At 34.0% G+C, this 14,254-nt stretch carries 11 protein-coding genes and 2 pseudogenes; 7 read left to right on the top strand and 6 right to left on the bottom strand.

The annotated features are described in order from the left end of the window. The first annotated feature begins 25 nt into the window (after positions 1 to 25). A complete protein-coding gene (locus H6G44_RS10725; RefSeq protein ID WP_190386576.1) occupies positions 26 to 1,246 on the top strand; it encodes a HetZ-related protein in 1,221 nt (406 codons plus the stop codon). A gap of 95 nt (positions 1,247 to 1,341) precedes the next feature. On the opposite strand, the pseudogene H6G44_RS10730 reads toward H6G44_RS10725, so the two are convergent. Then, positions 1,342 to 1,785, bottom strand: a pseudogene (locus H6G44_RS10730) (Uma2 family endonuclease); the annotation flags it as partial. Between the two features lie 237 nt (positions 1,786 to 2,022). Between H6G44_RS10730 and H6G44_RS10735 the strand changes: the two are divergent. Beyond that, on the top strand, positions 2,023 to 3,228 hold the full coding sequence (locus H6G44_RS10735; RefSeq protein ID WP_190386574.1) for a hypothetical protein: 1,206 nt from the start codon (positions 2,023 to 2,025) through the stop codon (positions 3,226 to 3,228). Positions 3,229 to 3,234: 6 nt separating this feature from the next. Beyond that, entirely contained in the window at positions 3,235 to 4,617 is a 1,383-nt protein-coding gene (locus H6G44_RS10740) for a DUF2079 domain-containing protein (protein WP_311138791.1), read from the top strand. Positions 4,618 to 4,699: 82 nt separating this feature from the next. On the opposite strand, the gene H6G44_RS10745 is transcribed toward H6G44_RS10740, so the two are convergent. Then, on the bottom strand, positions 4,700 to 6,226 hold the full coding sequence (locus H6G44_RS10745) for an ArnT family glycosyltransferase (protein ID WP_190386573.1): 1,527 nt from the start codon (positions 6,224 to 6,226) through the stop codon (positions 4,700 to 4,702). Positions 6,227 to 6,229: 3 nt separating this feature from the next. Beyond that, positions 6,230 to 8,689, bottom strand: a complete 2,460-nt coding sequence (locus tag H6G44_RS10750; RefSeq protein WP_190386572.1) for a hypothetical protein — start codon at positions 8,687 to 8,689, stop codon at positions 6,230 to 6,232. A gap of 56 nt (positions 8,690 to 8,745) precedes the next feature. Here H6G44_RS10750 and H6G44_RS10755 point away from each other — a divergent pair. After that, positions 8,746 to 8,892, top strand: a pseudogene (locus H6G44_RS10755) (glycosyltransferase); the annotation flags it as partial. Between the two features lie 63 nt (positions 8,893 to 8,955). On the opposite strand, the gene H6G44_RS10760 reads toward H6G44_RS10755, so the two are convergent. After that, on the bottom strand, positions 8,956 to 9,264 hold the full coding sequence (locus H6G44_RS10760) for a PIN domain-containing protein (RefSeq protein ID WP_190386587.1): 309 nt from the start codon (positions 9,262 to 9,264) through the stop codon (positions 8,956 to 8,958). A gap of 239 nt (positions 9,265 to 9,503) precedes the next feature. Further along, entirely contained in the window at positions 9,504 to 9,776 is a 273-nt protein-coding gene (locus H6G44_RS10765; RefSeq protein ID WP_390802821.1) for a type II toxin-antitoxin system Phd/YefM family antitoxin, read from the bottom strand. A 117-nt stretch (positions 9,777 to 9,893) separates the two neighbouring features. On the opposite strand from H6G44_RS10765, the gene H6G44_RS10770 reads away from it, so the two are divergent. The 3 genes from H6G44_RS10770 (at position 9,894) to H6G44_RS10780 (ending at position 12,660) form a co-directional block, all read left to right on the top strand. Further along, positions 9,894 to 10,838: a glycosyltransferase family 2 protein gene (locus H6G44_RS10770; RefSeq protein ID WP_190386570.1), complete on the top strand. Its 945-nt coding sequence runs from the start codon at positions 9,894 to 9,896 to the stop codon at positions 10,836 to 10,838. 143 nt (positions 10,839 to 10,981) lie between these two features. Next, a complete protein-coding gene (locus H6G44_RS10775) occupies positions 10,982 to 11,350 on the top strand; it encodes an EamA family transporter (RefSeq protein ID WP_190386569.1) in 369 nt (122 codons plus the stop codon). A gap of 362 nt (positions 11,351 to 11,712) precedes the next feature. Continuing rightward, positions 11,713 to 12,660, top strand: coding sequence for a polysaccharide deacetylase family protein (locus tag H6G44_RS10780; protein WP_190386568.1), 948 nt, complete (start codon positions 11,713 to 11,715; stop codon positions 12,658 to 12,660). A 331-nt stretch (positions 12,661 to 12,991) separates the two neighbouring features. On the opposite strand, the gene darG is transcribed toward H6G44_RS10780, so the two are convergent. Beyond that, the gene (gene darG / locus H6G44_RS10785; RefSeq protein WP_190386567.1) at positions 12,992 to 14,065 is read right to left on the bottom strand and encodes a type II toxin-antitoxin system antitoxin DNA ADP-ribosyl glycohydrolase DarG; all 1,074 of its coding nucleotides are present in this window, start codon (positions 14,063 to 14,065) and stop codon (positions 12,992 to 12,994) included. Positions 14,066 to 14,254: the final 189 nt, after the last annotated feature.

The raw sequence follows: 14,254 nt of genomic DNA on the forward strand, positions 1-14,254 counted from the left end.
GCAATACCAATTTTATAGAAAAGTCATGAAAGCTAACATCGCCAATCTGCCTAATTCTACATCTGCTCTTGATAGCTATATTTCTCTTGAAGAATTGTCTCTTCCCACCAGCAATACATTAGTACAACTTTTATCCCATGAGATGCAATCTCAAGTTAAAGTTGCCACTTCTGGTGTACAAGATGTTGTCGGGCGCATAGCCAAAGAAGTAGAACGGATATGTGATAAAAGCTCCCGTATTCAGAACTCAGGACAAATTCAGTCTTGGCAGATTACATTAGGAAGACATCGTTTACAAAAATGCCTACGTTACTATCAGCTTGGTTCTAAACAAGGACGAATAGAATTACATAGCAGTTTAGGTGCAATTGTTTATCGTCATGTTGCTGTTAGTGGCTCAGATTTAGGGTTTGAGGCTCGTTACAATCTCATTGAGGATTTTTTACAAGCTTTTTATATCGAAGCTATTAAAGCTTTTCGTCGGGAAACTGAATTACCTGAAGATTACACCCCGCGAACGCAGCTACAAGTAGCCGAGTATATGGCGTTTACAGAACAGTATGCCAAACGTCGGATTAATTTACCCGGTGGCGCTAATCAACAGTTAATTGTTTTACGCGCTCAAGGTTTTGCCCGTCGTCAACCTCAAGAAACTACTGTAGATATTGAAATGGCTGTAGATTCTGCGAAAACTGAAGAAGCGGAATCTTATCAGCGGAATGTGGCTGTGCAGCAAATTCGCTCACAAATGATTGCTAAACCTGGTTTTGACCCTTCTGAGGAGTCGGAACGCAATCGGGTAATTACGGAATTAATGAAATATCTGGAGTCTCAAGGACAGTCTGATTGTATGGATTATCTGACTCTTAAACTTCAGGATCTCTCTGCACCGGAAATTGACCAAATTCTGGGTTTAACCAGTCGTCAACGCGATTATTTACAACAAAGATTTAAATATCACGTTGAGAAGTTTGCTAAACAGCACCAATGGCAATTAGTTCACCAATGGTTAGGCGCTGGTTTAGAACATAAGCTAGGTTTATCTTCTCAGCAATGGGATATTTTTTGGAATCAACTTACACCACAGCAACAACAAATTTTTGAGTTGAAAACTGCTTGTCAAAGTGATTTACTTATCTCTAAATCTGTTCAATGTACTCCTAAACAACTCCAAAAACGCTGGACTCAAATGTTAGAACTAGCATGGTCTATTCGTAATGGTCATGCTGAATCTAAGAGCAATTAAATTTAATTCAGTAGGTTGGGTTGACGCAAGGAATCCGAACATTTTCATCACTTTGTTCGATTTTACTTTATTCTACCCAGCCTACAATTTTGTCTCTTAGATACTTTAATTCGGTTTTGATCAATTAACAGATATTCTTGAAAAGTGGGAATTGTCCTGTAAGCTGCAAATTTATCTTCTCTGTCGTAACCTTTGGTAGATTGAGATAAAACTTCAATAACTACCTGGGGATTTGTGATTGTATCTGTCCGATTATTGAAAAATTCTGGTTCATCTGCAATAATAATTACATCTGGATAAGTGTATATTAGTTTTTGAGGTATCCATAGACGCATATCACCCATGAAAACTTCGTAATTCTGATTTCTAAAGGCAAAATTCAGCCCAGAACTTAAATTCAAAGAGATGCGGTTATGATTTATAGATAGACCAGCCATAGCAATGATTTGTCCGCCAATGTATTCGCTTTTGTAGTCAGCAGTTGCTTCTAATTCCAGATATTCCTCTGGAGTGTAATATTGCTTTGCTATTAATTGCATATTTTTGATCAGAAAGCGATGTTTGTTAGTTTAACATATCAGTAATAATTATTGATTAAGTTTTTATCTATTAAGTTTCTAATACTTTTCATCTGTTGCATCAGAGATTCAACCAAAATATGGTAAATTTTAATATGTCAATAATAGTCAAACTTGTAAATAATCAATAATAGTACAGCATTTACTATTTCTATTAGAATACAATTTACAAAGATAAAAGGATCATAATTAATAATCATGAATAATTCACACAAAACATTATTGAAGTCAATAAAAGATAAGTTTGATCATATATTAAACTCTTGCCAATTACCAATTCTAGGATATTTGTTAATTGGAATTATATTCGCTGTAGTAATCAGATTAATTTGTGTTCCTAATAAATCAGTAGATTATAAATATTTTTTAGATCCTTGGTATGATTTTATCGCATCTCATGGCGGATTTAGTGCCTTAAAATATGGTTTTGCCGATTATACACCATCCTATCTTTACTGGCTTTTAATTGCTTCTACCCTGCTTTCAGGATTACCGAAAATTTTGGCAATCAAGCTTTTTGCCATGACTGTTGACTTTATTTGTGCATTTTTAACTTATAAAATTGTCAAGCTTAAATATCCTATAGGTAGAATGGCAAATTGGGCATTTTTAGCCGTTATATTAAGTCCCACCGTAATTTATAATAGTTCTCTTTGGGGACAATGTGATGTTATTTATACTACTGGATTAATTGCCTGTATTTACTTTTTATCTATTCACAAACAAATTCCCGCATTAATAAGTTTTGGTGTAGCACTTTCGTTTAAATTACAAGCGATGTTTTTAGCACCTTTATTATTAATCTTATTGATTAAAAAAAGAATATCTTGGTTTTATTTACCAATAATTCCTTTAGTATATACAACAGCAATGTTACCCGCTTGGATTGCTGGTAGACCAATAAAGGAATTACTATTAGTATATTTTGAACAATCTCATAAATATAAAGAACTAGCTAAAGGTGTACCGAATCTCTATCAATGGATTCCTAACGATTATTATAATATTGTAGTACCAATAGGTTTACTATTAACTGTAACTGCGATATTTTTGTTAGCATATCTTGTCTATAGAAGTAAATTAGAAATAACTCAAGATAGACTCATACATTTAGCGACAATATCGGTATTTTTTATGCCGTATTTATTACCCAAAATGCACGAAAGATATTTTTATCCTACAGATATTTTATCTATTATCTTTGCTTTTTACTTTCCTGAATATCGTTGGGTAGCAATATCAGTACAAATGGCATCATTTTTTAGTTATTTGGGAACTCCTATATATATCCAGTTGTTTTCTATTCCTTTAGGTTTTACACTTTGGTTTGTGGTGCGGAATTGTGACATGATTTACCCCAAATCAAAAACGGATTTTGCCTTAAACATTAATAATAAAAAATAAACAACTGTGGAAAAATTACTAACCAAAAATAATATTATTAAAATTATCGGTATTAGTGCCTTAATTTTATTTATATCTAGTATTATCAGACATGAATTATTTAATTCATCTGGAGATTTAGCATTTTTTGATCAAACAGTTTACTTAGTTAGTCAGGGAAAACCGCCAATTTCCTCCGTACTTGGTTTTCACATTTTAGCTGATCATGCTGCTTGGATATTGTATCCTATAGCTTTACTATATAAAATTTATCCTCATGTCTATTGGTTGTTTGCAGTCCAGTCTATTGCTTTGTCTTTAGGTGCTTTTCCTACATATTTACTGGCAATACAAGCGGGTTTGAAAGAAAATCAAGCAATAGCAATAGTAATTGTTTACTTACTATATCCAGTCCTATATAACAGCAACTTGTGTGATTTTCACCCAGATACAATAGCTGTTCCTGCAATTTTAACAGCAGTTTTAGCTGCGAGAAAAGGAAAATTAATTTGGTTTTGTATAAGTGTTCTGATAGTATTAGGATGTAAAGCGGTACTTTCCTTAACAGTAGTAGCTATGGGTGTTTGGTTACTATTTTTTGAAAAGCGGCGTTTGTATGGTGTAATTGCTATCATTAGTGGTATAGCATGGTTTTTAATTGCTAACAAAATTATTATTCCTTTTTTCGGCAGCGAAGCAACATTGGTCAACCGACATTTTTACCGCTATAGCTATTTAGGAAAGTCATTTTCTGAAACATTACAAATTGTCCTATCTCAACCGCAAATTGTTTTTGGTCACATTTTTACTCTGATAAATCTAGAATATTTATTTTTCTTATTAGCACCTATAATCTGGGGTTTAATACCCAAATATATGACATCATTGATAGGTGCAATTCCTTGTATAGCATTAAATATACTTGCTGATCATGCTTCACAGAAAAATGTAATTTTACATTATTCTTTACCAACAATTCCATTTTTAATCTTAGCATTAATTGCCAGTATAGCAGCCAATAAAGCATGGATAAAGCAAGGAAGAATAATTATTTTGTGGTCTTTATTTTGGTTTTTATTTTTAGGCAAATGGGGGTTTTTTATGTCAAAATATCTTAACTTTGTAGACAATTGGCAAGCTACAAGACAAGCAATATCTTTAATTAAAACTCAAGATAGTGTTCTAACTACAGATGTAATTACTCCCCATTTAACCCATAGACAAGAGATTAATTTTAAATATAGTATTAATGAATTAAATAAGTTTCATTATATACTGCTGAATACTCGTCATCCTGGTTGGGGAGGGACTAGGAAAGATTATCATAATTTGAGGAATGAACTAAAAAAGCGTTCTGATTTTAATTTACAATATCAACGCGATGATGTGTATCTCTTTGTGCAAGAATAAATAGAATTTCTGCATTATATATCTGTCTAATTCTTGTGGGGTGGGCATCCCTGCCCGCTCTAATATATAAATTAGGTGCATTTTAGCTTAGTGGTGAAATCAATTTAAAACCTTCTGATTCCCCGATAATTTTACTCCCCCTTAAATTCATTTTCTGCAAGGTGTCATTATCCACCAACAAATAAAATTTATGAACAAACTTATCTTGTAAATCTGCAAGAGATGTAGGAATAACTTTACAATCACTATAAAAGTCTAAACTAGGACGACTATCAGGAAAAGAAGTATAAATTTCTGTTCCTGGTGGAATATTATCCCTAATTAATGCTGCAACTGGTAAAACGGGGAATTTTTCATTTAACTCCCATATCCATGATTGAGAACTCATTAACATTGCTAAAACTAAATACATTCCCGCAAATAAAACCGGGATAAATTGACGGTTATGCTGATTAATAAACCATGATGTGATTCCCATAGTCACTGCTAAAATAATGCTCATAACAATTAACAATGGCTGTTTATCAACTAAACTAAAATAAATACAACCTGCTAAACCGATAATAACTAAAAATGCAAAAAATCCCGTCAAAAATCTAGTTTTAAACTTCTCTTCCTGCCAAATATAACTTAAATTAGCCCCAATTGCTAAAGCTAAAAATGGGTATATGGGCATAATATACCAGGGTAATTTGGTACTCATTAAAGAAACTATGGCAAAATAAACAATTGTTCCAATGAGAGTTAAACAACCCCAAGCAGTATGACGATTTTTCCAACTTAAATATAAACCTCCTGGCCAAAATAACAACCAGGGAAAACCATATTTTATCACTTCCAGTAAATAATACCAAATCGGACCGGTATTACCTTCTACAGCTTTTCCCAGTCTATCAAAAGCTTGGGACTGAAAATGCACTTCTAAGAAAATATTACCATAATGTTGCCATTGGGCAAAATACCAAGCAATAGCAGGGAAATTTCCTAAAAACATTCCTATCCATAGAAATGGATTTTTAAATATAGCTAATTGTTTATTAGCAATGATAAATAAACCTGCTATTCCTGCTAAAACTACTACTAACATTCCCTTTGTCAGAGTAATTAAACCCAAACAAAATCCGATACCAACAGCATATTTTCTATCATGACGCGCTTTAAGAACACAAAATAATAATAATAAGAAAAAGGAAATAGTCATTCCATCTAACATTGCTAGTCTACCATGACGGACTACAGGCAATAATGTTAAATAAACCAAAGCCGAAAATAAAGCTGGTAAAGTTTCTGCAAAAATTAACCTTCCAATTAAGTAAAGTAAAGGAACTCCTAGCGCAGTTAAAAATGCTCCCGGAAATCTAGTAGTAAATTCTTGTATTCCTCCTCCATGATAGCAAATAGCAATTAACCACTGCATTAAAGGTGGTTTTAATAAAAAAGGATCTCCTTGAATAGTAGGATAAACCCAGTTACCAGTACGATAAATTTCTCTAGCAACTATAGCATAAGTACCTTCATCCCAATCTCGTAAAGGTAAATTTCCCAGAAACATTAACCATAAAACCAAAGACGCTACCAATAACCCTAATAACCATTGTTTATTGTTCATATTTTATAAGTGAATTAAGGGGAGAAATTTCATAATATTTGTCACTGTTTTTAAAGTTTTTAATTCTGGGATATCTGGTTTTATTTTTTCTACCATTATTAACTGCTTTTCGGCTTGTCTGGGTTGAAAGTCATATAAATAAACAACTCCTAAATAAAGCCAAGTATAAGGATTTTTTGCATCATATTTAGTTAATTCTGTTAAATTCTGAATTAATTCTGGTGCTTCGCGCTGTAAAAGTTGTGATAGCACTAGAGTATAACGCCAATTTAAGTTATTTGGTTGATTTTTTAAGTAATAATTAGCAGCAAATTCAATTTGTTTTAAATAGTCTTGAGTCGCGTCATATTGATTAAAATTATCTATCTGGACAAAGATATTATCTAACTTGCCATTTTGTAATTCTACTGCTAATTGTGACATTCGAGAAACTAAATCTAAAGGTGGTGTTTTTGTTAATTTTCCTGTGTCTGTAACATTTACAGTTATATCAGAACTATTTAAAGGTGTGATTTTACCAGTAATTCTATCTAAATATAATGCTGATAGTTGATATTTTCCTAGTGGTAATTCCTGGGGAATAAATGTAGCTAGATTCTCAATGACTCGAAAATTTCCCTGGGGATGACATTTTATACCACAATATAAATTACCTAAACCAATTCCATGATCATGATACCAAGCTGATTGACCATTTTGCCATTTTAATAGTAACAAACCATTTTGTAATTCATCCCATGAACCAGTTATTTGATAAGTAACGGAGTTATTTTTACCTATTATAAATTGATTAGCAGTTATAACTTTTTCTAAAGTAACTGATTTCTGATCATGCTGATCATTATTTAATTTTTTAATTAATTTTTCAACAACTATCTGAGGATTTTTCCGATGATATAATCTTAATTTATCACCATGAGGTAATACCCAATCACTTTGTAATTTTAAATCAGGAGAAGTTTCTATCAAAGATTTTAATTTGCGTTTAGTTTCTCCCTTTTCTCCCGGTTCTTCTGGTTCATTATCTTTGGTGACATACCAAGATAAATACTGTAAATCTTGGTCTACTTGCGATAATTTCATGGTTAATTTTCTCCCATAGACGCGAAAATCAGCCAATGTACCGAAATAATCTAAGGTAAACTCATTAACTTGGGGTGTAGAAACGGGAACTACTCCTAAAGTTGTTTTTAAATATGGGGTAGTTTGATGAATTTTCTCGATTAATTCAGCAAGAGGATATTTTTTACTTTCATTATTTGGTAAATGTTTTCCTCCATAAGCTTGAATTAGAGGTAAAGGAAATAAATTATTTAGTAAAATTATACCACTTACTATAAAAGTTGCTAATCTTAATTTATTAAACCAGATATTTTCAATTAAATTAAAAAAGTAAGCTAAAATTAAACTAATTACCGGAAAACAAGGAAGAATAAATCTAATGTCTTTGTTTGTCCCCAGAGAACAAATTACATAGCTACCAATTAGAAAAATAAATAACCAATTTAAAGCGGATTTAGCCAAATTATCTTTAACTGCATTTTGACTAAATCTAGATTTAAAAAGATAAATTAACAAAATACCAATACTCACAAATAATATCGGAAAACCAACAGTTTCTGGGATAGTTTGCGGATAATATAACCAACCAGCAATAGTTGTCGCAGCAGGATCACCTTCTCCTTTTCCCACATTATTAGCATTTAATGCAGAGGTAATAATAGTTAACCAATTTAAACTATACCAAGAACCACAAATTAACCAAGCTAAAATTAAAGATAACCCTGTTTGAATTAGTTTAATAAATTTACGGTTGCTGATAAAAATAATTAATGTGTAGATACTAGGAATAAGAATAAAAATAAAACCTGTGGGTTTTGCTAACATAATTAACCCTATTCCTACCCCCAATATCAAAGTTAATATCCATGATACAAAACCAGTATAACTATCTTTCCAAATTGTTAAAATGGTGAAAGTAGCTATGACAATAGACGTTAAACCATAATCTAATAAATAATCAGTTCGCATAATTCCCATTATGGGAAATAATAAGCAAAATATGCTGGCTGTGATGCCAATTTTTCGGTTTTTAAATAAATAATTCCCTAAATGATATACTGATAAAATAATTATAGCTGTATATAATAAATTGACTAAACTCGCTTGATCATAACCTCTACCAAATAATACCAAAAATGGTACAGTACAAATATACACAAAAGGAGCGCGATAACTGGGGGTTAATTCCCACAGAGATAACCACCAATTACCTGATAAAATATTCAGGTTTTGAAAAATTCGATAATGGTGCAATGCTCCTGTTAAATGGGCGCTTTGATCATAAGATGGAATAGATTCATCTAAGAAAAACCATGTTCTATCTATCAGTAATCCTATCAACCAAATTGTTAATAGTATGATATAGTCTTTATTGACTTTCAGATAACGGTAATCATTCATTATGTTTTGATTTTCAGGTAATTAAATTTTAAAGATATTCAAGCAATTTTATCATTATGAACCAGCCTATTTACTCCCTAGTTATTCCCATTTATAACGAATCAGAAAACATCACAGAGATGTATCGCCGATTACATCATGTCATGGAACAATTAGACGGTGACGCTGAATTAATTTTAATAGATGATGGTAGCCGCGATCGCTAGTGGGTTAATTATGGACAGGATAAATGGTTAGGTTAAATTCAATGATAAAATATGCAATAACTACCAAATTACATCAACAGGATATTGAATAATTTGACTATCTACAGTTAAAATTGCCATGTTTTCCACCTGACTCTGGGCAATAATAATCCTATCAAATGGATCACGGTGTAAATCAGGTAAATTTGCTACTTGTAAAGCATGAACTATTTGAATTGGTAAACTCTGGAAACGATTTATTTTTAACCGACTGGGAATATATGTTTCTGGAGGTTCAGGTAAACTTAGTTTTCCTAAACGTACCTTAATCACAATTTCCCACGCACTTGCAGAACTTAAGAATAACTCATTACTAGGGTCGGTAATGATTTTTTGACATACTCACCGACCTGAAGGTGCGGTGATTCTTGACACTTCAATGAAACACGCCACAAGTGGTCTTATCGTCCCTCCATGTCCGTTTAAAGTCTCCCAATGCCCTATGGCGACTATGACCGAATTTTAACATAAAGCCGTCCTAGAAGGACGGGGCTTGTGTCCCGTCTTTTCGGTCAGCGATAGATGAAAGTTGTGAATCATCTGTAACCCACTAAATAAAGACGTGGGTATCAAGTAATACTCTCATTCTGAATGTCTAGGGGATTAAGAAAATCTTTTAAAATATCTTCTGGTAAAGGTGAGTTAAAATCAGGGGCAATAACCACCTTACCACGGTCTAAACCCGGTATTCGCGCTAATGGCCGGTGAGAAAAAGGTATGATACGAGCAACAGGAGTACCAGCTTGAGAAAGAATAACTTCTTCTCCTGACAAAACTCGACGGAGTAATTCTCCAAAATCACCTAAGTTGTCTGGAAGTTCTTCATTATACATTGCTATCATTACTTAGTGGTAACATTAATGTCAATTCTTGAGCTTGTACTTTAATTTTACGATAGTTTAAATTGATTTTGTTTATCAAGCCTTGATTACCAACTTTACAGCCAGTCAATTATAACTGTGAACCAACCTATCTACTCCCTAGTTATCCCCATTTATAACGAATCAGAAAACATCACCGAGATGTATCGCCGATTACATCATGTCATGGAAAAATTAGACGGTGATGCTGAATTAATTTTAATAGATGATGGTAGCCGCGATCGCTCTTTAAGTATGATGCGCGAATTACACCATCTTGACAACCGAGTACATTATCTCAGTTTGGCTCGAAATTTTGGACATCAAATTGCCGTTACTGCGGGCTTGAACTTTGTCCAAGGTAAATGTATCATTGTTATGGATGCTGATCTTCAAGATCCACCAGAATTAATCTTAACCATGATTGACAAATGGCATCAAGGATATCAAGTAGTTTATGCCCAACGGACATCCCGTCAACAAGAAACCTGGCTCAAACGCTTGACTGCATATCTTTTTTATCGCATTCTCCGACGCTTGGCTAAAGTTGATATTCCCGAAGATACAGGAGACTTTTGTTTAATGGATAGACAGGTCGTAAATATCCTTAATTCTATGCCAGAACGTAATCGCTACATTCGCGGTTTACGTGCTTGGGTAGGTTTTCGACAAACTTCTGTACCTTTTGCACGAGATCCCCGCTTTGCTGGTACAGTAAAATATACATTTGGTAAATCTTGGGCTTTAGCAATTGATGGTATTATCTCCTTTTCCACAGTTCCTTTAAGGCTGGCAACTTATATAGGCATATTATCAGCTTTTATTGCCTTGTTTATGATATTATTAGTTTTGTATTGGCGTTTATCCGAACCATTCTCCCCCATAATTGGTTACACATTAATTACAATTTCCATGTTTTTTCTTGGTTCAGTTCAATTAATTTGTATTGGTATTTTAGGTGAATATATTGGCCGAATATACGAAGAAGTAAAAGGTCGTCCTCTTTATACATTAAAAGAAACTAGAGGTTTTACAAAAAACTGAAATATTAAACTAAAAAAACCATACCATTTAATAATTTTAAATCACCAAAATCTAGAGGTGCAAGCTCTAGTCCCTCAATTCTCAATTATATTTCACATGAAATACCATCAATAACCGTTATTAATAAAATCAAGATAATATCAGTGTCAATACCAGAATTTAGTTTACTGTTAATGTCAGTCCTCATTAGTGTTGCTGGACAGTTCTTTTTGAAAATGGGAGCAATCAAATTAGGTAAAGTGCATGGAGGGAACATTATTAATCTCATTCTCACCATGATCACCATACCAGAACTTTTACTAGGATTAACCTGTTATGGTATTGGTGCTGTAGCCTATATTCTACTACTAACAAGAGTTAATCTGAGTGTCGCTGCTCCTGCGGTATCGGTTGGTTATATATTTTCCGTATTCTTAGGGTATTTTATTTTAAAAGAACCTATTTCTCCTACCCGTGTTTTTGGATTAGGTTTGATTGTTACTGGGGTAATATTAGTGGTTTGGAAAAAGTAAAATTAAGACAACAGACCCTAATTTTCTCGACTAAATCCACTATCATTGAGAAGTTGTCAATCAGTGATCAAAATATCTCCACCCAAGATTAGAATAGTAGCTAACGTGACTACTAAATATCATTCACAAATGAGAAACTATATTCAGTTAATTATCATATAACTACTGGTGGCATTAAGGAAAAAATCATTTTTTCTTGAAGATCAAACCATAATCTAAGTAGTAAAACATACATGAATGCCCAAGTAACTCATACTTCACAGTATGGCAAAAAATCTCAATCTTTAGAAAAATGTGTTATAACCTACCCTCAGAGCCATCATTGCTATCATTGATTGTTCATTCCTTGAAGGAGTCACACTGTGGAAAATAATAAGTCATTTTTTGGGACACAGGGAATATTAATCGCATTAGTTGGCCTAACTGGTACCCTAAGTATTGCTTTAATGATTCTATTTAAAAATAAAACCTCTGATGCCCAAAATCAAAGCATCAGCGTTGAAATTAATAATACTAGTGCTAATGTCAAAACTCAGCAGCGGTTAGAAGAATTAAAAACAGAAATGCTCACCAGTTGGCAACAACAAGCACAAGCCAAAGGGTTCTCTACTGATGTACCATCTAATTTTCAAGGGATTGTAATTAGTGAAGCTAAACTTCCCCCAGAAAAAAAAGTTATCGCCCTAACCTTTGATGATGGACCTTGGCCTAATACTACCGCCAAAGTGTTAGATATTCTCAAAAAAAATCGAATTAAAAGCACATTTTTTGTAGTTGGACAAAATGTCAAAAATTATCCCGACTTAACAAAACAAATAGTTGCAGATGGTCATATTATTGCTAACCATACCTGGCATCACTGGTATCATCAGATGAACGCACAAGCGGCAGCTTACGAAGTTGCTAATACGACAGACATAATTTATCAAACCACAGGGGTGAAAACCAGTCTGTTCCGTCCTCCAGGAGGAATCATGAATAACGGAGTCGCAGCTTATGCTAAAAACAATAAATATGCTGTTATTATGTGGTCGGCTGATTCCATGGACTACTCTCGTCCCGCTGTACCCCGGTTAATGAATAATATATTTAGAGAAGCTAAACCAGGTGGTATTGTATTAATGCACGATGGTGGCGGTGATCGATCTAATACTGTCAAGGCCTTGCCAGAAATCATTAATCGCTTTCGTAAACAGGGTTATGAATTTGTCACTGTTCCCGAACTGTTGGAAATGCAAGATCAACATCCACAGTTAACTGCTAAGAATAAATCGAAATCTCCACAATTGCAAAAACCCAAGAAACCTTAAATAAATAAAGTCAGAATCAGGATACCCAGGATTAAAGGATGAACAGGATGAATAAGCTGTTGGACATTTAGATTGTATATTGCTCACAACTAAAACTCTTGTGGAACAGGCATCCTGCCTGTTTTAATTATGCAAATTAAATGTTTTTCAGCTTATACCAATTCTGTATGAAGATGCACATAATCGTAATTAAATCCTGTAAATCCTGGACATCCTGATTCAGACAAAAAAGATGAAAGCATGAACAGAATAAATACAGATAAAGTAGACATCTCTAAATACGCAATGAGTGGGGAATTATACTGGTGATGAGGGCGATCGCCTTATATTTTTATTTTGCAGCCAACCAATTCTGCTGTCCTAATCGCTGCCAAGCTTTACGTATATGTCGTGGTTTTAAGATGGTACGTTTGCGTTCATCTACGATGGGGCGCAGCCCATCGCTCCAGGAATAAACTAACTCTATGGCCTGTTCACTATCGTGGGCTGAGTTGGTTTCTTGAGTTCCTACCCAATGAACTGTAGCCAATAATTCCATGCCATAAGGGGTTTCAAAGCCATTTATGAGGTTGCTAACTCGTTCTAACCGTTCCTGTGCTGATGGATCATTGGCTAAAAAGGACTGTGCAGCTTCTCTACCTGCGGGTAAAACGTAAATTTCCGCGCTTTCTGCCTTGGCTGTTCCATGCCCATAACCGCGAATGTAATGCCCTTCTATGTGTTTTAAAACATGATTTAGATTATGGGCATAAGGTCCATATTTGTGTTTTACATACTCAAGGCGTAGGGGTTCACCTGCTACTTGTAAAAAATAGGCGAGTTTTTGAATTTCTAGTTTGGTTAATTCATAACCAGGAATACCGTATAATTCCAGTAAGCGAATAAACAAGGCACGGGCGCGAGTCATATTTGGCTTTTTGCTGGCTACGGGCATTGTTTCCACAGCAGGTGCGCCACTGGGTTCAAAAATAATGACTTGGACATCTGGAAGTGCAGCAAAAGCTGATTCTATTAAGGGTTTTACCTCACTCCAGCCTAAGCCACCGTTACCGCACCCCAATGGAGGTATAGCAATGGAAGTAATGTTTAATTGCTGTACTTGGGCGACTAATGCTACCAGTCCAGTTTTGATATCTTCTAATTTAGATTTGCCCTTCCAGTGGCGTTTGGTGGGGAAGTTAATAATGTACAGGGGGTTAAATAAGTTACCTGTAGCGACGGTAAACATCTGCCCCGGTTGCACCTGTCCAGCACGACAGGCTTTTTCGTATTGGCGGAAATTTTCTGGATAGGCTTGTTTAAATTGCAAAGCAATGCCTTTACCCATAACACCGACACAGTTTACTGTGTTTACTAGGGCTTGGGCTGGTTCTGTTAATAAGTTGCCTTGCTTAATTTCAATCATTGTTTTTAAGGGATTAAATAATTTTAATCGCTGTTTATACTATTGTATTCTCTATGTTAGTTGCTGGTTGATAATCAATTATTATCAATATTATCTATCACTGGATAAACTAGAAACTGATTTTAAATATTATTTTACTACGTAATGGAATTTTTGAATAATATTAATAATAATTTGAAATATTATTTA

This window comes from Aphanizomenon flos-aquae FACHB-1287, assembly GCF_014698755.1.
Taxonomy (GTDB): domain Bacteria; phylum Cyanobacteriota; class Cyanobacteriia; order Cyanobacteriales; family Nostocaceae; genus Dolichospermum; species Dolichospermum flosaquae.

Excerpts from the sequence above, each read along its gene's own strand:
- H6G44_RS10765 (WP_390802821.1), bottom strand. The coding sequence starts at position 9,776 with ATGATAGCAATGTATAATGAAGAACTTCCAGACAACTTAGGTGATTTT.
- darG (WP_190386567.1), bottom strand. The coding sequence starts at position 14,065 with ATGATTGAAATTAAGCAAGGCAACTTATTAACAGAACCAGCCCAAGCC.
- H6G44_RS10735 (WP_190386574.1), top strand. The coding sequence starts at position 2,023 with ATGAATAATTCACACAAAACATTATTGAAGTCAATAAAAGATAAGTTT.
- H6G44_RS10745 (WP_190386573.1), bottom strand. The coding sequence starts at position 6,226 with ATGAACAATAAACAATGGTTATTAGGGTTATTGGTAGCGTCTTTGGTT.
- H6G44_RS10725 (WP_190386576.1), top strand. The coding sequence starts at position 26 with ATGAAAGCTAACATCGCCAATCTGCCTAATTCTACATCTGCTCTTGAT.
- H6G44_RS10750 (WP_190386572.1), bottom strand. The coding sequence starts at position 8,689 with ATGAATGATTACCGTTATCTGAAAGTCAATAAAGACTATATCATACTA.